The sequence below is a fragment of the Alkalispirillum mobile genome, from assembly GCF_003664325.1.
GTDB lineage: Bacteria > Pseudomonadota > Gammaproteobacteria > Nitrococcales > Halorhodospiraceae > Alkalilimnicola > Alkalilimnicola mobilis.
The window spans coordinates 15038-39065 of the sequence record NZ_RCDA01000004.1; the positions used below are offsets into that span (position 1 = coordinate 15038).

The window sequence follows — 24028 nt, forward strand, 5'->3', positions numbered from 1 at the left end:
TTACCCCACCATGGAGTACGGTGTCGTCTACCTGGTGCTGGCCGCCGCGTTCGGGCTGTTCATGGCGTGGGGCATCGGCGCCAATGACGTGGCCAATGCCATGGCCCCCTCCGTGGGTTCGAAGGTCCTCACCATCCGCCAGGCGGTGGTGGTGGCCGCGATCTTCGAGTTTGCCGGCGCCGTGCTGGCGGGCGGGGAGGTGACCGCCACCATACGGAGTGGCATCGTCGAGACGGGGGCGCTGGAGGATTCACCGGAGCTGCTTGTATTCGGCATGCTGGCGGCACTGGCGTCGGCCGGCACCTGGCTGCTCATCGCCTCCAAGCGCGGCTGGCCGGTCTCTACTACCCACTCCATCATCGGTGCGCTGGTGGGCTTTGCCATAGCGGCGGTGGGCTGGAGTGCCGTGCAATGGGGCGTCGTGGGCACCGTGGTGGCCAGTTGGGTAGTCTCGCCGGTGCTGGCGGGCATAGCCAGCTTCGTGCTCTTCCGCAGCGTCCAGTACCTGGTGCTGGACAACCCCGACCCGCTGCGTGCCGCCCGGCTCTGGGTACCGATCTATATCGGCCTGACCGCCTTCGTCATCGCGTCGGTCACGATGGTCAAGGGGCTGAGCCACCTGGGCCTGGAACTCACCGAGGCGGAGAGCTACGGCTATGCGCTGGCCTTTGCAGCGGGCATGTGGCTGGTGGGCAAGGGCCTGGTCGCGCGCATCAGTATCGACCCCAGCGCGGACCGGGACTTCCACTTCGCCTCCGTGGAACGGGTGTTCGGGGTGTTGATGGTGGTGGTGGCCTGCGCCATGGCCTTCGCCCACGGCTCCAACGACGTGGCCAATGCCATCGGTCCGGTGGCCGCGGTGGTCAGCGTGGTCACCAGCGGTGGCGATGTGGGCGCGCAGGCGGAGCTGCCCCTGTGGATCCTGTTGCTCGGCGGCGGCGGCATCGTGGCCGGGCTGTTCATGCTCGGGCACCACGTGATCGCCACGGTGGGCAGCAACATCACCCAGCTGACCCCCAGCCGCGGCTTTGCCTGCGGGCTCGCCACCGCCGGAACGGTGGTGTTCGCCTCCGGCTTTGGCCTGCCCATCTCCACCACGCAGACGCTGGTGGGGGCGGTGCTGGGCATCGGCCTGGCCCGCGGTATTGCGGCACTGAACCTGCGGGTGGTGGGCGGCGTGTTCATGTCCTGGCTGGTGACCCTGCCGGCCGGCGGTATCCTGGCGATCTTCTTCTTCTATCTGCTGTTGCTTGCCTTCGGCGGTTGACCGGTCCGGGCGCAGATTGGCCCTCCAGCCGGGCTTTGGTCATAATCGGGTATGGCCGATGACCCCATGACACCCGCCGAGGGCTCCGGAGCGGCCCGCGATGGCGCCGGCGACAGCCTGTCCGCCCTGGGCGCACTGCGTCTGCCGCTGTACGGGCTGTTCATCCTCTCCATTCTCTACACCCTCTACCTTACAAGGGATATCGCGCTTCCCATTACGCTGGCGGTGCTGGCCAGTCTGCTGCTGGCGCCAGCGGTGCACGGGCTGGCCCGGCGCGGCGTGCCCCGGGCGGTGGGCGCTTTCGTACTGCTCTCCGGGCTGGTGGGGGCCGTCGGCGGGATCGGCGCGCTGGTGGCCAATCCCATGCTGGACTGGATGGAGGAGGCCCCCCAGGGTATTGCCCAGCTGCTGGTCACCGACAGCGGAGTTTACGAGGCCTACGAGCGGATGACTCGCTCCGCCCGCGAGGTGGAGGAGACGGTGGAGGGGCTTCGCCAGGAGGAGGATGCAGACGAGGCGCCCACCACGGTAGTGCTGGAGTCTGAATCCTGGCGCGGACAGCTGGTGGTCAACGCCCAGCGCAACCTGGTCCGCCTGGCCCTGGCGCTGGCCCTGTGCTACTTCCTGCTGGTCAGCGGCGACCGACTGGCCACCCAGTTCATCGCCCAGCTGGGCAGCCGTGCCCGCCGTCGCACGGCGCTAACCGTTATCCGCCAGTCCCAGCGCGAGATCGCCCGCTACCTGATGGTGATCACGGCCAGCAACAGCCTGGTGGGGCTAGTGACCGGGCTGCTGGCCTGGGGCGTGGGTCTGCCCTCGCCGGCGGTCTGGGGGGTGGTGGCCACGCTCCTGCGCTTCATACCCTACCTGGGGGTGGGGCTGACGGCGGCCCTGCTGCTGGTGATCTCCGCCATCACCCTGTCCGAGCCCTGGATGATGCTGGTGGTGCCCGGCGGCTATCTGCTGCTGAACACGCTGGTGGGGTTCTTTCTGGAGCCCTACATCCACGGCTACCGGATGTCCATCAACCCGGTGGTGGTCTTTCTCTCCATCTTCTTCTGGGGCTGGCTCTGGGGGGCGATCGGGGTGCTGCTGGCGGTGCCGCTGATGACGGTCATCCAGGTGCTGCTTAGCCATATCGATGCCCTGAAACCGGTGCACCGGGTGCTGGCGCGATAGCGGGCACAGACCGACGCCCAGCGGCGGGTGCAGTAGGCAGGTCGCTAGGCGGCGCGGTACTATCCCCGGCCGATAATACCGGACCGTCCACCGACTTTTGGGGAGTTGCAATGACCGACCGCTACGCTGTGATGGGCAATCCCGTCGACCACAGCAAGTCGCCGGAGATCCACCACATGTTCGCCCGACAGACCGGCGAGGCCATCCAGTACGACCGCATCCTGGTGCCGCTGGATGGCTTCGAGGCGGCGGTGCGCGATTTTTTCGCCGACGGCGGTCGCGGCCTGAATATCACCGTGCCGTTCAAGGAGCAGGCCTGGGCACTGGCTGACCGCCGGGCGCCGCGGGCGGAGCGGGCCGGGGCGGTGAACACCCTTTACATGGCGGACGGCGAGCTGGTGGGGGACAACACCGACGGCACCGGGCTGGTGCGTGACCTCAGGGTCAGCCACGGGGTTGCGCTGGCGGGCCGCCGGGTGCTGCTGCTGGGTGCCGGGGGCGCGGTGCGCGGGCTGCTGCCCGTCCTGCAGGGCGAGGCACCGGCCGAAGTGGTGATCGCCAACCGCACCGTGGCCCGCGCGGAGGCGCTGGTGGAGCTGTTCGCCGACGGTGGCCGGCTGAGCGCGGTGGCCTTCGATGCCCTCCGCGGTCCCTTCGACGTGGTGATCAACGGCACCTCCGCCGGCTTGTCAGGCGAGTTGCCGCCCCTGCCGGCGGATCTGCTGGCCGAGGGTGCCGCCTGTTATGACATGGTCTACGGGGACGGCCCCACGGTCTTCGAGCGTTGGGCTCAGGCGCACGGCGCCGCGGTGGCGCTGGATGGACTGGGCATGCTGGTGGAGCAGGCGGCGGAGTCCTTCCTGCTCTGGCGCGGCGTGCGACCGGAGACGGCGCCGGTGATCGCCGCCCTGCGCGGGGACTAGCACCCCGGGTCAGCACTCCGGGGCGGCGCGCAGTCAGCGCGGCACGAAGACCGGTTGGCCGGCTACCGAGCCGGTGGCCAGGGGCTGACCGTACAGCCGTTCCAGCGCCTCCGGTACCAGCATCTCGGCCGTGGGGCCCCAGCAGGCCTGGCCGTCCGGGTAGAGCAGCAGCAGCCGGTCGCAGTGCCGGGCCGCCAGGTTGATGTCGTGCAGGGAGAGTACCGCGGCCCGACCGCGCGCCACCTCCGCGTGCACCAGCGCCAGCACCCGGGTCTGGTGGTGCAGGTCCAGGTGGTTGGTGGGTTCGTCCAGCAGGAACAGCTCCGGGGTCTGGGTGAGCGCGGTGGCGATGGCCAGCCGCTGGCGTTCGCCGCCGGAAAGGGTGGCGATCAGCCGGTGTTCCAGCCCTGCCAGGTCAACCCGCGCCAGCGCCTCCGCCGCGATGGCCGTATCCTCCGGCGATTCCACGTCCCAGGCCCGGAGGTAGGGGTGGCGGCCGATCAGGGCGGTCTCCAGCACGGTGGCGGGGAAGCCGTCGTGGTGATCCTGAAAGACCAACGCCAGGCGCCGGGCCACGCCCTGTCGGCCCAGCCGGGCGAGTGGCTCGCCACCCAAGCGCACTTCTCCCCGGTGCGGGGCGCGCAGCCCGGCCAGGGTGTGCAGCAGGGTGGTCTTGCCCACGCCGTTGGGGCCCAGGATGCCCCAGCACTCCCCCGGTGCCACCGCCAGGTTCAGCGGCGAGCCGGGGGGGCGTTCCGGTATGTGGATGACCAGGTCGTCCATGGTGAGCAGCGATGCGGCCATGTCAGCGGCTCCGGTGCAGCAGGTAGAGGAACAGTGGCACGCCCAGCAGGGCGGTGATCACCCCCACGGGTAACTGTTCCGGTGCGATGGCGGTGCGGGCCAGGGTGTCCGCCAGGGTGAGCAGCGCACCGCCGGCCAGGGCCGAGGCCGGCAGGATGACGCGCTGATCATTGCCCAGGACCAGCCGGAGCATGTGCGGGACCACCAGGCCAATGAAGCCGATGCTGCCGGCCACGGTGACCGCGGTGGCGGTGAGCAGCGAGGCCGCCAGGTAGACGGTCCACTCCAGCCCACGCACCCGGACCCCCAGCGCCGCCGCCTGCAGGCTGCCCCGCGCCAACACGTTGAGGCTGCGGCCCAGGGGCCAGGCGCAGAGGGTGGCGGTGAACAGGACCGCCAGGGCCGGCCAGGGCGAGCGGGCGTGGGAGAGATCGCCCATCAGCCAGAAGAGCATGCCGGGTAACTCCTGGCTGGGGCTGATCGCCAGGATGAAGTTGATGGTCGCGCCCCAGCCCGCCGCCACCACCACGCCGGTGAGCAGCAGGCGGGTGGGGGTCCAACTGCCGGTGCCGTGGGCCAGGCCGAAGACGATGAGTGTGGAGGCCAGCGCGCCGATGAAGGCTGCGCCGGAGACCAGGGCCAGGCCCAGCCCGGCCAGCATGGCGAGCAGGGCGCCCACCGCGGCCCCGCCGGAGAGGCCCAGCACGTAGGGGTCGGCCAGCGGGTTGCGTAGCAGCACCTGCATGAGCGCCCCGGCCACGGCCAGCAGGCCGCCGGTGGCGAAGGCCGCCAGGGCACGCGGCAGGCGCAGTTCCTGGACCAGGGTGGTGTGTAGCGGCGGGCCCTCACCCCAGAGGCCGGCCCAGACCTGTGCCGGGGTCAACGGCACACTGCCCACCGCCACGGCCAGCAGCAGGCTCGCCAGGGCGGCGAGGCCGAGGACGGCCAGGGTGGCGGGTAGGCGGGTCACTCCTGCTCCGGGCGCCCGTCGCGCGCCTCGTCCAGCGCCTCGCAGAGGTGGCGGGTGCCCTCGAGGATGCGCGGGGTATGGCGCTGGAGCAGCGATGGGGGAATGAAGTAGAGGTTGTCCCGTTGCACGGCGGTGCTGCCCGACCAGCGGCGCCATTCCTCCACCCAGTCCTCGCGCTCCTCGCCCCTGCCGCTGGCCAGGATGGCCTCCGGGTCGGCCCCCAGCACCGCCTCCCGGTCCACCCGGGGGGTGAGCCGGCTGCTGTCGCCGAACACGTTGTCACCCCCGCAGAGCCGGATCGCCTGGCCGATCAGGTGCTCGTCGTTGACGGTCATCAGCGGCTGGTCCCAGATCTGGTAGTAGGTGCTCACCGGGCTGCGCTCGGCGTAGCGGGTCTGCAACGCCTCCCATTCGCCGCGGAAGGCCCGGGCGGCCTCGCGACCGGCGTCCGACCTGCCGGTGAGTTGGCCGAGCCGTTCCAGCTCATCGGCCACGTCCGCGAATCCCCGCGGTTCGCTGACGTACACGGGCAGGCCCAGCGCTTCCAGGCGCTCCACCTGGGCACTGGGGTTGCCGCTGCCCCAGGCGATCACCAGGTCGGGCGATTTGGCCACCACCTGCTCCACGTCGATGCGGTCGTGGCTTCCGATGCGCGTGATGGATTCTGCCTCGGGCGGATAGTCGCTGAACCCGACCGTGCCGACGATGGTCTCGCCCGCGCCGACAGCGAAAAGCTGCTCGGTGATGTGGGGGCTGAGACTGATCACCCGTTCGGCGGGTTGGGACAGGCAGACCCGCTCGTTCCGGTCGTCCTCGACGCAGATCGGGTCGGCGGCCATCACGCCGCTCATGGGCGCCAGGACCAGTCCGGCGGCCAGGAGGCCGGTCCACCAGGGTGTGCGGGCATCGCCTGAATGGTGCTGCACGTTTGTTGCCATCCTGTCGGGTTACGAGGGCCATGCCGGCATCCGGTACGCGGGGGGCGCCGGCTGGCGGGGTGGGTAGGAGAACGAAACCTAGCAACCGGCCACGGGAGCGTCAAACCGGGCCCGTGGCCGCGCACTGGGTGTATCCTTATCGCGCTGTCTCTGCTGTGGAGTGATGCTTTGAACGAGCACCCCTTGTACGTGGACCTGTTGCGCCATGGTGAGCCCGAGGGCGGCCGGAAGTACCGCGGTCGTCTGGATGACCCCCTGTCCGAGACCGGCTGGGAGCAACTCCGTGATGCGGTGTCGGGGGGCTGCCGCTGGGATGCAGTGATCAGCTCGCCGTTACGCCGGTGTGCGGCCTTTGCCCGGGAGTACAGTCACCGTCAGGGCCTGCCCCTGCACCTGGAGTCGTACTTCAAGGAGATCGATTTCGGTCGCTGGGAGGGGTGGCGCCCGGAAGCCTTGATGGAGGCGGAGGGTGACCGCCTGAATGCCTTCTGGCGGGACCCCCGCAACAACCCGCCGCCCGAGGGGGAGACGCTGGAGGCGCTGCACGCCCGGCTGGCGAGGGGGTGGCACCGGTGGGTCGCGGAGCCGCCGGGGCAGCGCCTGCTGGTGGTGTGCCACGGGGGCGTGATCCGTGTGCTGCTGGCCGAGGCGCTGGGAGGGGACCCGGGGCACCTGCTGAGCCGGCTTCAGGTGCCCTATGCCTGCATGACCCGTCTGCGCGTGGACCGGGTAGGGGGCGAACCGGTGGCAACCCTGCTCGCCCATGGCCGTCCCGGGGTCTGACCCGGCACGCTGACGTTGGACAAGGAATGACGGCGAGCATTCGGTTGAATGCTCGCCGTCAGGCCCGAGTGGGTGGTGACTGTCCCTGTCACGCCCTTCGGCCAACCCTGGCCAGCTCAGGTATGTTTATCTTGCGCCTGTTGGCGCCGGCTGGCTATCAGATAATTCAGCAATCCTTGTAGGAATTTTCTGAATTTTGACTCCCGGGTGGTGTCGCTATAGGCTTTGCCGCCTGCGACAGGTGTCCCGGGGCGCGTTCCGCGCCCCGGGATGAAACGGGAAGCCGGTGCGGTGGGCTGCACAGCCAGCCACCCAGTCCGGCGCTGCCCCCGCAACGGTGATTGAGCGCAAACGGCCACCCTCGCCACTGTGCCCCGGGACTCCAGCCCGGCATGGGAAGGCGGCCGCTTCGGGCCCTCCTCAGAGGCCCCGGCTCATCAGCCCGGAGACCGGCCTTTCGCACACGCCGGGTTGCGGTGGGCGACCGACGGCAGACGAGGCCTGCCTGTTCCGTGTTGCCCCGCCTGCTGTGCACTGTCCCGCCCGAGGTCCCGCGTGTATCCGTGGTCGTGCGGGGGCGCGGCCGAAGGTCTGATTCCGTCGCGGGGCGACGGCTTTGTACTTGGGGCATCTGCAACATGACTAGAATGAAACCGATGGTGGCTACCGCCGCCAGCCTGCTTGTCGTCTCCACCTTTGCAACGCCGGCTTTTGCCGAAACCGAATCCGCCAGTGGTGTCCTGCCGCCCGTGGTGGTGACCCCGGCGCGCACCGCACAGACGGTCGAGGAGTCGTTGTCTTCCGTAGCAGTGATTACCCGCGAAGAGATAGAGCAGCAGCAGGCGGTCGACACTCTGAGTGTTCTCAGTAGTGTGCCGGGCGTCGACCGGTCGCGGGCGGGTGGCCCCGGGCAACAGAGCTCTGTATTCATTCGGGGTGGAAACAGTGATCATACGCTGGTCCTGATGGATGGCGTGCCGATCAACCCGGGAAGCGCGGGCGCAGCTGCCTTGCAGAACCTGCATCCAGCCTTTCTTGAACGCATTGAGGTGGTCCGTGGGCCGGCAGCAACGTTGCACGGCAGCGACGCCTTGGGTGGCGCGATCAACTTGATCACGGTGGAGCCGGACCTGGGTACTAGGGGGCGGTTCGGGTTCGGCTTGGGCCGGTATGGCCGCGAGGAGCAGCAAGTGGGCGTCACCCACCGGGATGAAGCCGGGGGCTACGCCGCGGTCAAGGCATTGCGTCAGCGCGTCGATGGGTTTCCTGCGGTGGTGGATGGCGATGAGGACAGCGGCTTCGATAATGATTCCATGCTGTTACGCGCCGGGATGGACGGTGACCAAGTGGCGGTCGATGTGAGTCATTTCCAGGCCCAGGGGGAGGCTGAATACTATGACACCTTTTCGCTCATGCCCCTGGCCCAGGACTTCAAGACCCAATTGAGCCGCCTCAGCGTTGCAGCACAGCCGCGTGAATCACTGGAGAGCCGGGTCACGCTGAGCCGTTACAAGGATGACTTGGACCAGCTCGACAGTGATGACTTTGTGTTTACTGAGCGCTACGGCGTGGATTGGCAGAACGACTTCGTCGTGGGTCCACTGGAGCTCACAGCCGGTATCCAGGCCCATCAGGAGGATGTTGAGTCGCTGAGCTTCGGCACCGCCTACGAGACCACGGAGCGCCGTCGGTCCGCGTATCTGCAGGCAGGCCTTGAACACGCTGCCCACCGGGTCGAGGCCGGTGGGCGTTATGTGAACGATCAGGCTTTTTCCAGCGAGGATGTCTGGAGCCTGGGCTACGCCTTCCAGCCCAATGAGGTATGGCAGTGGCGGATTCGGGGTGCAACCGCCTACAAGGCGCCGGATGCGACTGAACGATTCGGTTTTGGTGGTAACCCGGACCTGGATCCGGAGAAAGCAACAAGTCTTGAAGCTGGGGTGCGGGTGCGGCCGGTGGCCAACCAGCGTATTGATATCGCGCTTTTCGAGACCAGGTACCGGAACTTGATCACCTATGACGGTACCCAGGATTTGAACGTCAATGTCGGACGAGCTCGAGTGCAGGGCGTGGAGTTGGGTTGGCAACTGCAGCAGGACGCCTGGCGCTTGAGGGCGGAGGCCCATTTTCAAGACCCCGAGAACCGAGATGATGGCGAGCGGTTAGCGCGCCGGACCCGCGCCAGTGGACTGATTCGTGCCGCTTACGATCCGGGCCCGTGGGCAGCTTTCGCTGAGGTGACTGGCGAGGGTTCCCGGCAGGATCTCGGTCAGCGCCTGTCTGGGTTTGGCTTGGTGAACGTCGGGGCGCAGTGGCGGATTAGAGATGACATGACATTGCGGGCGACGGTGGAGAACCTTCTGGATAAGGATTACACCATCGCGGAGGGGTATAACACGGCGGGGCAGGCCGGGTTTATCTCTTTCACCTGGACACCGGAGCTCTGACGCCGGGGATGGGGTCCTACTGCTGAATCGGTGTTACGGTTATTCAGGTGCGATAACCAAACCGCTGTATAGCGGTGCATTCAGGAGGAGAACCCCATGAGCGACAGCTTCAAGGCACTGGTACTCGAGCAGGACGATGCCGGCAAGACCCTGGCCGAAGTCCGGGATTTGACCGTGTCGGACCTGCCCGAGGGCGACGTCACCGTCCGCGTCAGTCATTCCAGCATCAACTACAAGGATGGCCTGGCGGTCACCGGCAAGGGCAAGATCGTGCGCAAGTTCCCCATGGTCCCCGGCATCGACTTCGCCGGGACCGTGGTCGAGTCCGATTCACCCGACTACCAGCCTGGCGATGCCGTGGTGCTGACCGGCTGGGGCGTGGGTGAGCGGTACTGGGGCGGCCTGGCCGGGATGGCCCGGGTCAAGAGCGAGTGGTTGGTGCCTCTCCCGGAAGGCCTGGATGTCGTCGGTGCCATGGCTATCGGCACCGCAGGCTTCACCGCCATGCTGTGCGTCATGGCTTTGGAAGAAGCCGGCGTGGTGCCGGACGATGGCCCGGTGCTGGTCACCGGTGCCTCGGGTGGTGTCGGCAGCATGGCTGTCGCCCTGCTGGCTAAGGCTGGTTTTGAGGTGGCTGCGGTGACCGGGCGCCCGGAGAACGAGGCCTGGCTGCGCGAATTGGGCGCCACCCAGATCGTGCCCCGGGAGGAGCTCACCGAGCCGGCCCGCCCGCTGGAGAGCGAGAAGTGGGGCGGTGCGGTGGACACCGTGGGAGGCCAGATCCTGGCCAACGTGCTGGCATCGGTGCGTTACGGCAAGGCCGTGGCCGCCTGTGGCCTGGCCGGCGGCATTGACCTGCCCGCCACTGTCTTCCCCTTCATCCTTCGTGGCATCCGCCTGCAGGGCGTGGACTCCGTTATGTGTCCGAAGCCGATGCGGGAGAAGGCCTGGGCACGATTGGCCCGGGACCTGTCTGCCGATCAGCTGTCTGAGGTGGCCGAGCGGATCAGCCTGGAGCAGGTGCCGCAGGTGGCCGAAGACATCCTGAAGGGGCAGGTGCGTGGCCGGGTAATCGTCGACTTGTAATCATTCGGATCGCCTCAGGGCCTTGAAATGGCTGTCGGCATGGTGCATTGTGCAGTGCATCATGCCGATTGGTATTACCGCCTAAACCTGAGGTGCCCGAAATGATGATGGACGAGTATCAGGGTTACTACATCGAGGACTTGGAAGAGGGCATGTCCGGGTCCTACGCCAAGACCGTCACCGAGGCGGATGTGGTGCTTTATGCCGGGCTTTCCGGTGACAACAACCCGGTGCATATCAACGAGGAGTTCGCCTCGAACACCTTCGCCCGGGGCCGTATCGTGCACGGCATGTACCTGGCCGGGTTGATCTCCTGCGTACTGGGCACTCGCCTGCCCGGACCAGGCGCCATTTACCTGGACCAGTTCATCAAGTTCAAGGCGCCGGTGCGCATCGGTGACACCGTGAAAGCTACGGCCACCGTGCGGGCCATTGATCGCGAGCGCAAGCGCATCACCCTGGAGACCGTCTGCACGGTGAAGGGGCGCGTGGTGGTGGTCGGTGAGGCCACGGTACTGGTGGCCTCCCGTGCCGAGCAACAGGAAACCGCCGCCGCCTGACCATTGGGTGCGCAGGGCGGGCCAATGGTCGACCCGCTCCGCCACCACTGCAGTCATTGGGAGCGTTAGCGAAGCAATGACGCAGGGGCGGTATACTACCCGCCCACCTGAAGCCAGGCCGTTCGTAATCCATGAAGATCACGCTTCCCCCCTTTGACCAGGCCCGCGTGCTGGTGGCCGGCGACCTGATGCTGGACCGCTACTGGCACGGGGGCACCGACCGCATTTCCCCCGAAGCCCCGGTGCCGGTGGTGCACGTCCGCGACATCGAGCAGCGCCCGGGTGGTGCCGGTAACGTGGCTCTCAACCTGGCGGCACTCGGCGGGCAGCCGGGGTTGGTGGGTGTCACCGGCCAGGACGACGCGGCCGATGACTTGGCCTCGCTGCTGGAGAATGCCGGTGTGGCCTGCCACTTCCGCCGCCAGCCCGGTGCGGCCACCATCACCAAGCTGCGGGTCATCAGCCGGCATCAGCAACTGATTCGGCTGGATTTTGAGGATGGCTTTCCGGGTACGCGGGCCCGCGACCTGCTACCCCAGTTTCGACCCCTGCTGGCCGATTGCGGTGCTGTGGTGCTGTCCGATTACGCCAAGGGGGCCCTGCGGGACCCGCGGCCGCTGATTGAGGCGGCGCGGGAGGCCGGGGTGCCCGTGCTGGTGGATCCGAAGGGGCGCGATTTCTCCATCTACCGCGGGGCCAGCCTGATCACCCCCAACCTGGGTGAGTTCGAGGCGGTGGTCGGGCATTGCCAGGACGATGCGGAACTGGTCCGGCGCGGCGAAGTGCTGGCGCGGGAATGCGGCATCGAGGCCATCCTGATCACCCGGGGCGAGGACGGGATGAGCCTGGTCCGGCCCGGCGAGGTACCGGTACACCTGCCCGCGCGTGCGCGGGAGGTGTTCGACGTGACGGGGGCCGGGGATACCGTCATCGCGACCCTGGCGGCCGGGCTGGCCACCGGCCTGGCCCTGCCCCAGGCCACCGCCCTGGCCAACCTGGCCGCCGGCATCGTCGTGGCCAAACTGGGCACTGCCACCGTGAGCGTTGCCGAACTGCGCCGCGCGCTGCAGGAGCAGGAACAGAGCGGCCGCGGCGTGCTCACCGAACCGGAGTTGCTGCACGCCGTGGCTGATGCCCGTGCTCACGGCGAGCGCATAGTGATGACCAACGGTTGCTTCGACCTGCTTCATGCGGGCCACGTGGCCTACCTGGAGCAGGCCCGCAGTCGTGGTGACCGGCTCATTGTCGCCGTCAACGATGACGCGTCGGTGCGGCGGCTGAAGGGTGAGGAGCGCCCAATCAACGCGGTAGAACAACGTATGGCGGTGCTGGCGGGGCTCGCGTCGGTGGACTGGGTAGTGCCTTTCGGTGAGGACACCCCGGCCCGGGTGATCGGCGAGGTCCTGCCCGACGTGCTGGTAAAAGGGGGCGATTACCGGCCAGAGGAGATCGCCGGCCACGATGCAGTGGTGGCCCACGGCGGCCGGGTGGAGATCCTCGACTTCCTCGACGGCTGTTCCACCTCGGCGATGATCGAGCGGATGCAGTCCAGCACCAATCGCTGAGCCCGGTGGGCCGCTTTCACCGGCCGGGGCGCGCGCTTACAATGCCGTGCATACCCCAATGGCAGGAGCAGTACTGTGATCATCGTAACCGGCGGCGCCGGCTTTATCGGCAGCAACCTGGTCCACGAACTGAATCGGCGCGGTCGCACCGATATCATCGTGGTGGACAACCTCACCCGGGGCGAAAAGGCGCTCAACCTCGCTGATTGCATCATCGCCGACTACTTCGACAAGGATGATTTCATCACCCTGATTGAGGCGGACGAGGGCGTTGGCCCGGTGGAGGCGGTATTCCACCTGGGCGCCTGTTCCGCCACCACGGAGTGGGACGGGCGCTACATGATGCGCAATAACTTCGAGTACACCCGGGCGTTGTTCCACTGGTGCCAGGACCGCCGTATCCCGCTCATCTATGCCTCGTCAGCCGCCGTCTACGGCGGAAACAGCGTCTTCACCGAGCACCCGGAGCATGAGCGGCCGCTGAACGTCTACGGGTACTCCAAGCTCGCCTTCGACCAGTACCTGCGCCGCCATATGGACGACCTGTCCGCCCAGGTAGTGGGACTGCGCTACTTCAACGTCTACGGCCCGCGCGAACAGCACAAGGGTGGCATGGCCAGTGTCATCCACCATTTCAGTCGGCAGTTGCAGGAGACCGGCAAAGTTCGGCTGTTCGAGGGCAGCGATGGTTACGCGGACGGCGAGCAGCGGCGCGACTTCGTGGACGTAACCGACTGCGTCCGCCTCAAGCTGTGGCTGCTCGACCACCCGGAGGTCAACGGGATCTACAATTGCGGTACCGGTCGGGCACGTACCTTTAATGACATGGCGCGTGCTGTCATCGGCTGGTTCGGGCACGGCGAGATCGAGTACATCCCCTTCCCGGAACACCTGAAAGGCCGCTACCAGAGCTACACCCAGGCGGATCTCAGCCAGCTGCGGTCCGCCGGCTGCGACCTGGCTTTCAACGACATCGAGACCGGCGTGCGCAACTACCTGGACGCGGTGGCGGATTCCCCCGCCGTCATGCCGAGCTGACCCGGAGGACGATCCATGAGTGAACAACCCCTGCACCGCGTCACCGCAGAGGAGTACGACAATCCCGGTGACCGCCTGGAGCGGACGCTTGAGCAGGGCAACATCCTGCTGTTCGAGCCGGGGCGGTTGCCCCTGCCCAGCGAGGAGGATCTGCACTTCCTGCGCAACGAGGTGGGCAAGCTGATCAAGCTCAAGAACATCAGCTATCACCCCCACGGTGATTACATCAGCGGGATGAAGAATGAGGGCGACGCCGGCGAGCAGGTCATGCGCATCCTGCGCGAGCATAGTCGCACCGTGAACGCCTTCTTGGGGCGGATGCTGCCCGGCTATTCCGCGAGCTGGAGCCCCCGCAAGGTCAACTTCCGGCCGGTGCAGGAAAAGGGGCGGGTCATCAAGCGCCACTCCAACAACGAGCTGCTGCACGTGGACGCCTTCCCGGCCGGGGCCACCCACGGCTGGCGCCCGCTGCGCTTCTTCACCAACATCAACCCGGAAGAGGCGCGTATCTGGCGGATCGCCGAGGAGTTCCGGGAGCTGTACCAGGCGTACGGCGAGGCCGCCGGTATCGCGCCGGCCCCGGCGCTTCGTCAGGGTCTGGGCGAGCGTGCCTGGAGTGGCGCACTCCGGGGGCTGGCCTCGCTGGGGCTGCCGCAGCTGCAGGTGGTGGGGGACACCTCACCCTACGACCGCGCCATGCGCCGGATGCACAACTGGATGAAGGACAACGATGACTACCAGAACGACCCTGACCGGGGCGTGAAGCTGTCCTTCGAGCCCTTCCACAGCTGGTGCGTCTTTACCGACCTGGTGAGCCACGCCGCGTTGTCCGGGCAACACGCCCTGGTAGCCACCTACTACGTCAAACCGGAGGCCTGCCACCTGCCCGAGCGCTCCCCCTGGAAGGTACTGGAACAGGCCGGCCAGGCAGCTTGATGGAGGCACGCCACTGGCGCGAGGGCCGGGTCCGCGTCCTCTACGACACGGCACTGGCGCAACCGCCCGCCCACTGGTGGTTCGACCCGGTGGAACTGGAGCGGCAGGGCCTGGTTACCGGCCGTGGCGGCGGCCGCGGCAGCGTGGTCTTCTTCCGTGCGCCTGAAACGGCCGAAGAGGAATCGCCCGGTGACCCCAAGCAATGGGTGCTACGCCACTACATGCGAGGCGGGACCATCGCCCGGGCCCTGGGGGATCGTTACCTCTGGCAGGGGCTGCAGGAGACCCGGCCCTGGCAGGAGTGGCACTACACGGCGCGGCTGTACGATGAGGGCCTACCGGTGCCACGTCCGGTGGCCGGTCGGGTGGTGCGGCTGGGTCCGACCTATTCCGCAGACCTCATCACCGTGCGGGTGCCCGGCGGGCGCTCGCTGGATGAGAATCTGGGCGAAGATGGGGTCAGCGATGCCACCTGGCGTGCGGTTGGTGCCTGCATCCGCCGCTTTCACGACGCCGGCCACTGGCACCCGGACCTGAACAGTCGGAACATCCTCATCGACCCCGAGGGGAAGATCTGGATCATCGACTGGGACCGGGGTGAGCACCGGCCGGAGTCCACCGCCGACTGGCGACGGGCCAACCTGCAGCGGTTGAAGCGGGACCTGGAGAAGCGGCTGCGGATTCGCGAGCGCTGGGTTTATTCCGAGGCCTGCTTCTCGGCCCTGATTGCCGGCTACGAGGGCATCTGTTCTCGATAGCAGGCGCCGCCCTCAGGACTCTGGCGGGGTAGCGCGCGGGGCACCGGCGGCCATCAGGGCATCCAGTCGTTCGATCGCATCGTCCGGGGTGATCAGTGCCATAACCCCCGGGCGTTCGATCTTGGTGCCCCAGCGAATCTCGCTGGCCGGCTTGCCCAGTTCCCGTCTAGCGGCCTCGTCGTAGCGATCCACACACCACTGGCCGCTGTAGTAGGGCCGGGCCCGACCCGGGTTGGTGCAGGCGTAAAGCCCGATTACCGGCGTGCCCATGGCGTTGGCCATGTGTGCCGGGCCGGAATCGGGGCTGACCACGGCGGTTGCGCGACCCAACAGGGCCAGCATCTCCTTGATAGAGGTCTGACCCACCAGGTTCTCGGGCGCCGTTTCCGCCTGCGCGGCAATCTCTGCGCCCATCTTTTGCTCCCCCTCCGAAGGGCCGCCGGTGATCAGCACCCGCAGACCGTGCCGGCGTGCCGCGTAATCCGCCACCCGGGCGCAGCCTTCCACAGTCCAGTTGCGCAGGGCGTGGCTGGAACAGGGGCTGATTACCAGGGTAGGGCGATCGTCCGGAATCAGGGTCCGGGCGCGCGCCTCGGCCACGTCCGGCACCGGGATGTCCCAGACCATGTGGCGCCGCCGGACCCCCAGTGTTTCGATGAAGCTGAAGTAGATGTCGATGACGTGCTGGCCCGGGTGCGGCGGGATGCGGGCGTTGATGAACAGGCCGTGCAGGTCCTTGGAGCGCGCCCGGTCGTAGCCCAGTCGCAGGTCGGCGCGGATGCCCAGGCTGGCGATGTTCGCCCGCAGCGCGAATTGGTTGTGCAGTAGCACATCGAACCGCTGCCCGCGCAGTTGCCGCCACAGGTCGCGATAGCCGGCCCAGCCGGCGGCCTTGTCGAAGACCGCGAACTCCACGCCGGGGATGTCGCCCACCAGGGTGTGCTCGGCCTTGCCCACAATCCAGGTCAGCCGTGTCTCCGGCCACTCCCGCTGGAGGGTGCGGACCACCGGGGTCATGTGAGTTACATCCCCCAGCGCGGAAAACCGCAGGATGCAAAGAGAACGTGGGGGCTTGGTCAGGGGCAGGGTTGGTCGGGCCATGATGAGTTCAGCGGCTCTCCTGTCGGGCCTGGCGCCGGCGGCGGCGCTCCAGGCGGTGGTCCTTCACGCCGGGGTACATGTTCACGTTCGAGTCCGGCTGGCTCTTGAAGCGCCGATGCGCCCAGAAGTACTGCGCAGGTTGCGCCCGGACGGCCTCCTCAATGATGCGGTTCATCCGCTCCGCGTCGGCCTGCTCGTCCCCCGACGGGAACCCGTCCAGCGCTGGCTTGAAGACCACCCGGTAGCCGGGGCCATCGGTGCGTGCGTAGTAAAAGATAGGTACCACTCGCGCCTTGCTCAGCCGGGCCAATCGGCTCAGTCCGGTGACCGTGGCAGCGGGGATGCCGAAAAAGGGTGCGAACACGTTCTGGCGGCTGCGGTAGTTCTGGTCACCGGCGTACCAAACGGGGAGCCCTTTGCGCAGGGTGCGCACGATGCCGCGCAGGTCATCCTTGGACAGCACCGGACCGATGGCCCGCGCCCTGCCCTCGCGCATGGTGCGGTCGGCCAGCGGCCGTTTGTCCATCGGCTTGTAGATGACCGCCATCTCGGAATGCTGGCGCAGCAGCCGGCCACAGATCTCCACGGTGGTAAAGTGCCCCGATAGCAGGATCACCGGCGTGTCGTCCGCCTGCGCTGCCCGGAGATGCTCTAGCCCCTCCACTTCAAGGGGCAGGCGGTCCACGCCTGGGCCACCGAACCAGGACAGGGCCAGTTCCATCAGGCCGCGCCCCGTGTACCGGAAGTTCTCCCGCACCAGCCGCTCGCGCGCTGCCTTGTCGAGTTCCGGGAAGCAGAGTTCCAGGTTACGGCGGATGATCAGGCGCCGTTGCCGTGCCAGTCGGTATCCGATGGCGCCTACGGCGCTGCCCAGCGCCAGCGCCCAGCGGGCAGGCAGGCGGCTCAGTAACCGGAGGGTGCCTATACCCAGGGCATGGCCCCAGTTAACCGGGTGGACAGGATGATTGCTACGCGCTTTGGCCATGGGGCGTTGCTGGTTCACATCTTGGTTGGGCGCAGTATACCAGCCGCGCCCGGGGACAGGTTGAGAGCCCCCGGCCGCCGTGAAACGGGTTAGACTGGGCACCCGTTTCACGAAAATGTCACTTATCCGTCATGAGCACTTCCCACGCAGCCGGGCCGGACCTTACCGAACTGGACGCCGCAGCGGAGAAGGCCCGGGGCCGTGCTTTTGCCATTCGCCACGCCGGGGACCGATGTATTGCCAAGCGTGCCGCGCCCGGGCGTGGGCGGCTGCGCGCGTTCGGCGGCGCGGTGCTCGGCCGGCTGATGCTGGGGTATTGGCCGGCACAGAAACCGCTGAGGCTGGGGCAGCAGGCGCAGCTGGAGTACGAGGCCCAACGACTGGCCGAGTTGCGCGAGGCCGGCGAGCCGGTCCCCCGGGTGCTGGGGGTGAAACCCGGTTATTTGCTGATGGAGGACGGCGGTGTCCCGCTTTGGCAGCACCTGCGACACAAACCGTTCGATGAGCTACTGCCCTGGCTGACCTACGTGGCGCAGGACCTGGGCCGGTTTCATGAAGAGCACCACTGGCACGGTGGGGCGCAGCTCCGTAACCACCTGATCGGCGATGACGGGCAGACATTGCTGCGAATCGACTTCGAGGAGCCGCTTGATCACGTGCTGCCCTTGGGGGTGCGTCAGGCCATCGACCTCTACCTGTTGATCTATTCGGCGACGGCCTTCAAGGGGCTGGAACCGGGCGAGACCGAGCAACTGTGCAAGGCAATGGTGCATGCCTACCTGCATCGCCATCAGCCAGGCAGGGAGATGCGCCGCAGCCTCGCCCGGGGCCACGCAGTCCTGGCCCGGCTTGAGGCCGTCATGGGCGGGCTGCTGCGGCGGGCGAGCAAGGATGCCCGCCGTCTGCTGATCACCAAGGCAGTGGTGTCCGAAGCCATTAACAGTTAGCTGGGCCTGCCCTGGGGCTGCACGGGTACTCAAGCCCCCTGATCGCTGAACTGCACCCGGTGCAGCGAGGCGTAGGCGCCATTCTTCCGGAGCAGTTCCTCGTGGGTGCCCGTCTCCACGATACGGCCCTGGTCCAGCACCACGATCCGGTCAGCATCCTCGATGGTGGAGAGCCGGTGGGCGATGACCAGCGTGGTGCGCCCGCGCATCAGCTCCTCCAGGGCATCCTGGATTTTCTGCTCCGACTCCGAGTCCAGTGCGGAAGTTGCCTCGTCCAGGATGAGGATGGGTGCGTTCTTCAGGAGTGCGCGGGCGATGGCGATGCGCTGGCGCTGACCGCCGGAGAGCATCACGCCGTTCTCGCCGATGACCGTGTCGAACCCGTCGGGGAGTTGCTCGATGAATTCCAGCGCATTGGCGGCCTGGGCCACTTCCCTCAGCTGGGCCTCGGTGGGCTTTTCCGCCAGACCGTACGCAATGTTATTGGCCAGCGTGTCGTTGAACAGCACCACCTGCTGATTGACCAGGGAGAGTTGGGCGCGCAGGTCCTGCAGGCGGTATTCCGGCAGCGGGTGGCCATCCAGCCGGATCTCCCCCTGCTGCGGTTCGTAAAAGCGGGGCAGAAGGCCCGCGAGGGTGGTTTTGCCGCTACCGGAGCGACCCACCAGGGCGACGGTCTGGCCCGGTTCGATGTTCAGGTTGATGTCTCGCAGCACCCAGTCATCGGACTCCGGGTAGCGGAATGCGACCCCGTCGAATTCGATCCGTCCGTCAGCCCGGTCAAGTCGGAGCTGCCCTGCATCAGGCTCCGGCGGTGCATCCAACACCTCGAACACACTCTCACCCGCTGCCAGAGCCTTCTGGATCTCGGCGTTTACGCCGACCACCCGCTTCAGCGGGGGGAGCATCAGCAACATGGCGGCGATAAAGGAGATCATGCCCCCGGGCGTGATGGTCTCCAGGATCACGTCCATGGTGGCCAGATACAGGATGATGGCGAGGGCGATCACAGCGCCAAGTTGCGCGAGCGGCTGGCTTGCGGCCTGTACCGCCTTGTAGCGCATCAGCTGGCGGTGGTGGCGGGTGTTGGTTTTGTCGAAGCGTTCCGCCTCGTAGCCCTGCGCCCCGAAGATCTTCACCTCGGCCTGCCCGCGGATACCATCCTCGGCGATTTGCGCGTACTCACCCACGGAGGTCTGCATCCGGCGACTGAGCTTCCGGAACCGCTTGTTGGCGGCGGTGACCACCACGGCCACCAAGGGGCCCAACCCGAAAACAATCAGCACCAACCACCCACTGAGGTAGGTCATGTAGGCGAGCAGGAAGATCACTGTGAACGTGTCCCGGACCAAGACCACGATGGCCTTGGAGGCCGCCGCGCTGATTTGGTTGACGTTGTAGGTGAGCTTGGCCAGCAGTGTGCCGGGCGAGTTCTTGTCAAAGAAACTGGTGGGCAGCCGGAGGTACTGCTCGAACACGGCCTGGCGCACGTCCTTGACCACACGGCGCCCCACCCAGGCCACGGTGTAGTCGGAGGCAAAGGTGGTGGCGCCATGGAAGAGAAAGATGCCGACAAGCGCGGCTGGCACCCAGACCCGAGCGCTAGGGTCCTGCTCAATGAAGGTGCCATCGACCAACGGCTGAATGATCCACGCGAAGGCCGCCTGCCCGGCCGCAGCCAGGATCATGCAGACGATCGCCAGCACGCCGAGCCGCCAGTACGGCTTGATGAAGCCGAAGATGCGCTTGTAGAGGTGCCACGAGTTCTCGGACTGGGGATGGGTCGGCTTCTTGATCTGCGGGCTTGCCGTCGTCATTCGAGTGCGTCTCGTAGCGCTTCCGGATGTGCCTTGAAAACATCGAAATGGCTCAGAAGCCACCGTGTGTGTACAGTCATTACAGCGAAGGGCACCGCTTCCAGGCCGAGCAGCTGTGCCGCCGCCAGGCGATGGTGGCCATGCTTTTCCTTGATGAGCGTACCATCTCGGCCGATTGCCAGATTGAGCGGGCCGGCCCTCTCCAGATCATAGCCCCGGTCTGCCAGACTACGGATCAGCTCGCTGATGCCCTGGAAGTGACCGATCACGCCCGCCTCGCCGGTGAACGTTCTGCGCCCGCCATGCCCGATATTGGCAGAGCCTTTGCGCTGCAATGCCTGCATCGCCCGTCCAAAACTGGCGGTGCGTTCGTAGGCCAGGTCGGCATCGTGAACCTCCTTGACCGCCAGGTAGGCCTCGTGGTCCGCGAAGGGCGATATGTATCGGTCCCAGCGTCCCCGGCGGGCGGGCCAGGCCAGCCCCGCGACTTCCAGCCCGGTCATCCAGCGCCACCATTCAGGCGGCCTGCCCCGTATGAACCGCACCCGCTCTGGCGGCAGGTGAATCACAGGTGCCCTATCTTTGTATGGCTTGAGTGGCCGGTCTTTCCAGATCGCGTCCGCCTTCATGCAGTCATGGCCGCCTCGGGGCCGTTCTCGTGGTTGCAAGCCCCCCATGCTAACATTGCGACCTTTATACTTTCTCCCCCTTGCATCGTGCCTCGGAGTGTTCCATGTCAGAGCCCGTTTTCGTTCCCGGCCGCATAAGCATTTCCATCCCCCATTGGCAGGTTCTGCCGCTGTTGCAGCCTTGCCTGCGCTCCATCCGGAAACACACACCGGGAAAAGACATCGAAGTCATCGTTATCGATAACGGGTCCAAGGATGAAAGCCTGGACTATCTTCGCTCGCTGGAATGGATCCGGCTGATAGAGCGTCCGGACGAGGGCCTTTTCAACTTCCCGGATAACGTCTGGACCTCGCACGACATTGCCCTGCACGAGGCCACGGGGGAGTTCCTGGTCACCATGCACACGGACTTGTTCGTGAAGCGTGATGACTGGCTCGATGAGTATTTGAAAGCCATGAATGAAGACGATCGCCTCGGCGGTGTCGGCACCTGGAAGCTCGAGCTCAAGAACCCCATTTATGAATTCCAGAAAAGGGTTATTCATGTCGTCCGCAGCAATATAAAGTATGCGCTGGGGCTGCGCAGCAAGAAGTACGAATGGAAACAGGGACACTACCCCAAAGACTTTTGCGCCATGTACCGCCGGAAGATCTTGCTCGATGAAGGCCTGACATTCCAGAGCGTCAACGGCCCGAAGGGTTTTTATGACCAAAGTGGGGGCTATTCGATATCGGCCCAACTTTGGGACGCCGGGTATAATACCAAGGTGATCCCCGTGCAGACCATGATGCCCCGGATTGTTCATCTGGGTCATGGGACTGCAGCGGTCTCCCCGGAGAAGAGTCACCGCCGAAACCAGGAGAAGCTGGAAAACCGCCGGGATTCCCTGTTCGACGAGCCGTGGCTGAAAGAATTGCAGACGAACGAGCAGCTTGATAAATAACTGCCATGACAAGCCGAGTTATCGTCTCTGTGCTGACGCCCAGGCAGGGGTACGGCCCGCGATCCCACGGGGCGATCGCGCTCGACATTCACGAGTGCCATGGGCGTTCGAAATACGGTAACCACTGGGTTTTCGGAACCGAGCCAGGGCCGTGGTTCGAGCCCGAGTGGTTCGTCCAGATCAAGAAGCGGTGGCCTTGGCAGAATCACACCGAGGGTCAATACGCAGCCCGTATGATACCCCGGCTCAGGAGCATCAACCCCGACCTCATCGAGGTCCACAATAGCGGGACGGTCGCGGAGTTTCTGGCGGAAAAGCTGGATGTGCCCGTTGTTCTATTCCTCCACAATGACCTGGCGGCGACGTCCGGGTACGCGCACCCAAGGGACCGACAGCGGGTTGCGGATAAGGTCGCCGGCCTCTTCTTCGTAAGCGATTACCTCCGCGGGCGCTTCCTGGAAAACGGCGTCCAGGCAAGGGGCCTGGTCCGCGTCGTATACAACGGTGTTCATTGGCCGGAAACGGTGCCGCCCGAGGAAGGCCGGAAAAAACAGATCGTCTACGTCGGGCGAATTCATGAGGAGAAGGGGGTGTTCAACCTCATGGATGCACTACCTGACGTGTTCGCGCGCCATCCCGACTGGACGGCGACCGTGATCGGGCCGCCCAGCTACAGAAACATGGGCAGGAAAAACAAGCGCGTGCGCCGGTTCCAGGGCCTCCTGCAGCGCATGCAGCAGCGCGTGCGACATTTTAATTTCCTTCCACAAGAGCAGGTCAGCATAATCCTGCAGACCTCTTCGGTTGCAGTCACGCCGGCTGTTTGGTGCGAGCCCTTCGGGCGAACCTCCGTCGAGGCCATGGCGAACGGCGTTCCGCTGGTCTCATCCAGACGAGGCGGGTTGCAGGAGGTCCTCTCGGATGACTGCGCGATTATCATTGACCCTGAGTCCCCGGACTCGATCCGTGATGGAATCGAGCGTTTGATTGCATCGTCGTCCCTGAGAAGAGAGTACGGTGACTCAGGAAGGCGCCGTGCCCGGGACTTCTCGATCGAGAACAGCGTCAAATCTCTTGACGCCGCCCGTGACGACCTATTCGCCAGTATTCTGTAAAGCCCCGACGCGGCGGTTGGCGCGAGCCGTCATCGCCCGGTTTATCTGCGCGCCAATAATCAGACCGACGGGAAGCCAGTAAAGCAGCCAGGTGGTGTTGGGGCTTCTCAGGAAGTCGCGGCTGGTGAAAAGCATTGCGATGAGGCCGAAAACCATCAGCGACAAGAGCAACCAATTTCTGCTTCTGGCGCCAATTCTGTATGCGGCAAGCAAAAAGTACGTGGTGCATATGAGCCAAAGAGACAGGCCGACAAAGCCGGTCTGGAGCAAAAGATAAAGCACCACGTTGTGGGGGTGGCCATATATTCTTGACCCCGTATCGAGCTCAAATTCCGCAGTGCGACCCTGTCCGAACCAGGGAGCCTCCAGAACCTGGCGCCAGGCATCGGCCCATATGGCCGGACGCGCGCCGGCACCTCTTTCCAGAAATCCCCTGATGGAGCCCCACAACTCGACGGAGACAGTGACGAGCACGAGTGCCAGGGCAATGCAGACCAGCGTCTTCCAGCTGCGGTGCAGCGCCAGCAGTGTTGTCAAGGTGACTGCCAAGGCAAGAATCGCCCCCCGCGTCTGGGCCAGAACCAGGAATGCGAGAAGAATGCTTGCTGAAACCGCTAAAGCTGTCAGGTAGGCCGGGGCGAGGCTGCGCCGGGTGCTCGGTTGTAAAAGCAAGACTAATGATGCGGTGGCGAAGACGCCGTACATGTTCGCGCCTAGGGTCTGGACTTCTCCATGTCGACTCAGGGCGGGCACCCTAGAATAAGGGAAGGGATTGTTCTGATAATGGATCAATAGGGTCGCGAATGCAATGGCGGCCACTAGCAGCACGGAATAAAGCAGTATTCGTTCCACAGTCCAATGGCTATCGCATATCACCGTCACGATAAGAAGCAAAAAAGACATGACGAGCAGGAAGTAACGGATCATGTCATAGGCGTCATCCGCCAAAGAGACCGAAGACCACAAGGCGGATGCCGCGGTGAAGCCGAGAAAGCACGCCACGATGACCCAAGGCAGCTTATGGTTGAAGGCCCCGGGAATTCTCTTGGTGATAACAAGATAAGCAATCGGCAAAAAACTCAATAAATAATATAAGTTTCTGTGGTGTCCCCGATCCTCGAAAACGAAAAAACCAGCGAGGAAAAAGATGAGGACCAAGGCGAAGTAATTGGCCTTGGTAAACCAGGCGAGTTCGGCTTTCAGGGCTTGAGTGGTTGTGGTCCGATTCATGGGATT

At 65.7% G+C, this 24028-nt stretch carries 22 protein-coding genes and 1 riboswitch; of the genes, 14 read left to right on the plus strand and 8 right to left on the minus strand.

The window, feature by feature from the left end:
• Positions 1-10: 10 nt before the first annotated feature.
• The 3 genes from DFR31_RS11340 to aroE all read left to right on the plus strand — a co-directional run bounded on the left by DFR31_RS11340 (position 11) and on the right by aroE (position 3369).
• On the plus strand, positions 11-1267 hold the full coding sequence (locus DFR31_RS11340) for an inorganic phosphate transporter (protein ID WP_121442810.1): 1257 nt from the start codon (positions 11-13) through the stop codon (positions 1265-1267).
• A 51-nt stretch (positions 1268-1318) separates the two neighbouring features.
• Entirely contained in the window at positions 1319-2446 is a 1128-nt protein-coding gene (locus tag DFR31_RS11345) for an AI-2E family transporter (RefSeq protein ID WP_211328297.1), read from the plus strand.
• Positions 2447-2556: 110 nt separating this feature from the next.
• Entirely contained in the window at positions 2557-3369 is an 813-nt protein-coding gene (gene aroE, locus DFR31_RS11350; RefSeq protein ID WP_121442811.1) for a shikimate dehydrogenase, read from the plus strand.
• A 33-nt stretch (positions 3370-3402) separates the two neighbouring features.
• Here the strand turns inward: aroE and DFR31_RS11355 are convergent, their stop codons facing one another.
• Genes DFR31_RS11355 through DFR31_RS11365 form a run of 3 tightly spaced genes read right to left on the minus strand, consistent with a single transcriptional unit; the run spans position 3403 to position 5994 of the window.
• Positions 3403-4173, minus strand: a complete 771-nt coding sequence (locus tag DFR31_RS11355) for an ABC transporter ATP-binding protein (RefSeq protein WP_121442812.1) — start codon at positions 4171-4173, stop codon at positions 3403-3405.
• A 1-nt stretch (position 4174) separates the two neighbouring features.
• Positions 4175-5143, minus strand: a complete 969-nt coding sequence (locus DFR31_RS11360; RefSeq protein ID WP_121442813.1) for a FecCD family ABC transporter permease — start codon at positions 5141-5143, stop codon at positions 4175-4177.
• Positions 5140-5994 (minus strand): cobalamin-binding protein, encoded by an 855-nt coding sequence (locus DFR31_RS11365; protein ID WP_121442982.1) that lies wholly within the window; start codon positions 5992-5994, stop codon positions 5140-5142. The genes DFR31_RS11360 and DFR31_RS11365 overlap by 4 nt, the downstream gene beginning before the upstream one ends.
• Positions 5995-6249: 255 nt before the next feature.
• Between DFR31_RS11365 and DFR31_RS11370 the strand changes: the two genes are divergently transcribed.
• The 8 genes from DFR31_RS11370 (at position 6250) to DFR31_RS11405 (ending at position 15254) form a co-directional block, all read left to right on the plus strand.
• Positions 6250-6864: a histidine phosphatase family protein gene (locus DFR31_RS11370; protein WP_121442814.1), complete on the plus strand. Its 615-nt coding sequence runs from the start codon at positions 6250-6252 to the stop codon at positions 6862-6864.
• A 222-nt stretch (positions 6865-7086) separates the two neighbouring features.
• A riboswitch (cobalamin riboswitch) is annotated at positions 7087-7336 on the plus strand.
• 166 nt (positions 7337-7502) lie between these two features.
• A complete protein-coding gene (locus tag DFR31_RS11375; RefSeq protein ID WP_121442815.1) occupies positions 7503-9311 on the plus strand; it encodes a TonB-dependent receptor domain-containing protein in 1809 nt (602 codons plus the stop codon).
• Between the two features lie 96 nt (positions 9312-9407).
• The gene (gene acuI, locus DFR31_RS11380; RefSeq protein ID WP_121442816.1) at positions 9408-10397 is read left to right on the plus strand and encodes an acrylyl-CoA reductase (NADPH); all 990 of its coding nucleotides are present in this window, start codon (positions 9408-9410) and stop codon (positions 10395-10397) included.
• A 101-nt stretch (positions 10398-10498) separates the two neighbouring features.
• Entirely contained in the window at positions 10499-10957 is a 459-nt protein-coding gene (locus tag DFR31_RS11385; protein WP_121442817.1) for a MaoC family dehydratase, read from the plus strand.
• 131 nt (positions 10958-11088) lie between these two features.
• Positions 11089-12522, plus strand: coding sequence for a bifunctional D-glycero-beta-D-manno-heptose-7-phosphate kinase/D-glycero-beta-D-manno-heptose 1-phosphate adenylyltransferase HldE (hldE, locus tag DFR31_RS11390; protein WP_121442818.1), 1434 nt, complete (start codon positions 11089-11091; stop codon positions 12520-12522).
• Positions 12523-12597: 75 nt separating this feature from the next.
• Complete coding sequence (rfaD, locus tag DFR31_RS11395; RefSeq protein ID WP_121442819.1) at positions 12598-13560, plus strand: ADP-glyceromanno-heptose 6-epimerase; 963 nt, start codon at positions 12598-12600, stop codon at positions 13558-13560.
• Between the two features lie 15 nt (positions 13561-13575).
• A complete protein-coding gene (locus DFR31_RS11400; protein ID WP_121442820.1) occupies positions 13576-14496 on the plus strand; it encodes a Kdo hydroxylase family protein in 921 nt (306 codons plus the stop codon).
• Entirely contained in the window at positions 14496-15254 is a 759-nt protein-coding gene (locus tag DFR31_RS11405; RefSeq protein WP_121442821.1) for a 3-deoxy-D-manno-octulosonic acid kinase, read from the plus strand. Before DFR31_RS11400 ends, DFR31_RS11405 begins: the two co-directional genes overlap by 1 nt.
• 12 nt (positions 15255-15266) lie before the next feature.
• Here DFR31_RS11405 and DFR31_RS11410 read toward each other — a convergent pair whose 3' ends face one another.
• Positions 15267-16355 carry a glycosyltransferase family 9 protein gene (locus tag DFR31_RS11410; protein ID WP_121442822.1) on the minus strand — a complete coding sequence of 363 codons (1089 nt, stop codon included), beginning with the start codon at positions 16353-16355 and terminating at the stop codon, positions 15267-15269.
• Positions 16356-16362: 7 nt separating this feature from the next.
• Positions 16363-17340, minus strand: coding sequence for an LpxL/LpxP family acyltransferase (locus DFR31_RS11415; RefSeq protein ID WP_121442823.1), 978 nt, complete (start codon positions 17338-17340; stop codon positions 16363-16365).
• A gap of 131 nt (positions 17341-17471) precedes the next feature.
• Between DFR31_RS11415 and DFR31_RS11420 the strand changes: the two genes are divergently transcribed.
• Positions 17472-18287 carry a BUD32 family EKC/KEOPS complex subunit gene (locus DFR31_RS11420; RefSeq protein ID WP_121442824.1) on the plus strand — a complete coding sequence of 272 codons (816 nt, stop codon included), beginning with the start codon at positions 17472-17474 and terminating at the stop codon, positions 18285-18287.
• A 29-nt stretch (positions 18288-18316) separates the two neighbouring features.
• On the opposite strand, the gene msbA is transcribed toward DFR31_RS11420, so the two are convergent.
• Both msbA and DFR31_RS11430 read right to left on the minus strand, forming a co-directional pair.
• Entirely contained in the window at positions 18317-20104 is a 1788-nt protein-coding gene (msbA, locus tag DFR31_RS11425; RefSeq protein ID WP_121442825.1) for a lipid A export permease/ATP-binding protein MsbA, read from the minus strand.
• Complete coding sequence (locus DFR31_RS11430) at positions 20101-20607, minus strand: ParB N-terminal domain-containing protein (RefSeq protein ID WP_121442826.1); 507 nt, start codon at positions 20605-20607, stop codon at positions 20101-20103. Before DFR31_RS11430 ends, msbA begins: the two co-directional genes overlap by 4 nt.
• A 230-nt stretch (positions 20608-20837) precedes the next feature.
• On the opposite strand from DFR31_RS11430, the gene DFR31_RS11435 reads away from it, so the two are divergent.
• Together DFR31_RS11435 and DFR31_RS11440 are read left to right on the plus strand one after the other, a co-directional pair.
• Complete coding sequence (locus DFR31_RS11435; RefSeq protein WP_121442827.1) at positions 20838-21677, plus strand: glycosyltransferase family 2 protein; 840 nt, start codon at positions 20838-20840, stop codon at positions 21675-21677.
• Positions 21678-21682: 5 nt separating this feature from the next.
• A complete protein-coding gene (locus tag DFR31_RS11440; protein ID WP_121442828.1) occupies positions 21683-22792 on the plus strand; it encodes a glycosyltransferase family 4 protein in 1110 nt (369 codons plus the stop codon).
• Here DFR31_RS11440 and DFR31_RS11445 read toward each other — a convergent pair.
• Positions 22772-24022, minus strand: coding sequence for an O-antigen ligase family protein (locus DFR31_RS11445; RefSeq protein ID WP_121442829.1), 1251 nt, complete (start codon positions 24020-24022; stop codon positions 22772-22774). The genes DFR31_RS11440 and DFR31_RS11445 overlap by 21 nt on opposite strands.
• Positions 24023-24028 lie beyond the last annotated feature (6 nt).

Coding starts and splice junctions, on each gene's coding strand:
- DFR31_RS11340 (WP_121442810.1), top strand. CDS start 11: ATGGAGTACGGTGTCGTCTACCTGGTGCTGGCCGCCGCGTTCGGGCTG.
- DFR31_RS11345 (WP_211328297.1), top strand. CDS start 1,319: ATGGCCGATGACCCCATGACACCCGCCGAGGGCTCCGGAGCGGCCCGC.
- aroE (WP_121442811.1), top strand. CDS start 2,557: ATGACCGACCGCTACGCTGTGATGGGCAATCCCGTCGACCACAGCAAG.
- DFR31_RS11355 (WP_121442812.1), bottom strand. CDS start 4,173: ATGGCCGCATCGCTGCTCACCATGGACGACCTGGTCATCCACATACCG.
- DFR31_RS11365 (WP_121442982.1), bottom strand. CDS start 5,994: ATGAGCGGCGTGATGGCCGCCGACCCGATCTGCGTCGAGGACGACCGG.
- DFR31_RS11375 (WP_121442815.1), top strand. CDS start 7,503: ATGACTAGAATGAAACCGATGGTGGCTACCGCCGCCAGCCTGCTTGTC.
- acuI (WP_121442816.1), top strand. CDS start 9,408: ATGAGCGACAGCTTCAAGGCACTGGTACTCGAGCAGGACGATGCCGGC.
- DFR31_RS11385 (WP_121442817.1), top strand. CDS start 10,499: ATGATGATGGACGAGTATCAGGGTTACTACATCGAGGACTTGGAAGAG.
- hldE (WP_121442818.1), top strand. CDS start 11,089: ATGAAGATCACGCTTCCCCCCTTTGACCAGGCCCGCGTGCTGGTGGCC.
- DFR31_RS11400 (WP_121442820.1), top strand. CDS start 13,576: ATGAGTGAACAACCCCTGCACCGCGTCACCGCAGAGGAGTACGACAAT.
- DFR31_RS11405 (WP_121442821.1), top strand. CDS start 14,496: ATGGAGGCACGCCACTGGCGCGAGGGCCGGGTCCGCGTCCTCTACGAC.
- DFR31_RS11410 (WP_121442822.1), bottom strand. CDS start 16,355: ATGGCCCGACCAACCCTGCCCCTGACCAAGCCCCCACGTTCTCTTTGC.
- DFR31_RS11415 (WP_121442823.1), bottom strand. CDS start 17,340: ATGGCCAAAGCGCGTAGCAATCATCCTGTCCACCCGGTTAACTGGGGC.
- DFR31_RS11420 (WP_121442824.1), top strand. CDS start 17,472: ATGAGCACTTCCCACGCAGCCGGGCCGGACCTTACCGAACTGGACGCC.
- msbA (WP_121442825.1), bottom strand. CDS start 20,104: ATGACGACGGCAAGCCCGCAGATCAAGAAGCCGACCCATCCCCAGTCC.
- DFR31_RS11430 (WP_121442826.1), bottom strand. CDS start 20,607: ATGACCGGGCTGGAAGTCGCGGGGCTGGCCTGGCCCGCCCGCCGGGGA.
- DFR31_RS11435 (WP_121442827.1), top strand. CDS start 20,838: ATGTCAGAGCCCGTTTTCGTTCCCGGCCGCATAAGCATTTCCATCCCC.
- DFR31_RS11440 (WP_121442828.1), top strand. CDS start 21,683: ATGACAAGCCGAGTTATCGTCTCTGTGCTGACGCCCAGGCAGGGGTAC.
- DFR31_RS11445 (WP_121442829.1), bottom strand. CDS start 24,022: ATGAATCGGACCACAACCACTCAAGCCCTGAAAGCCGAACTCGCCTGG.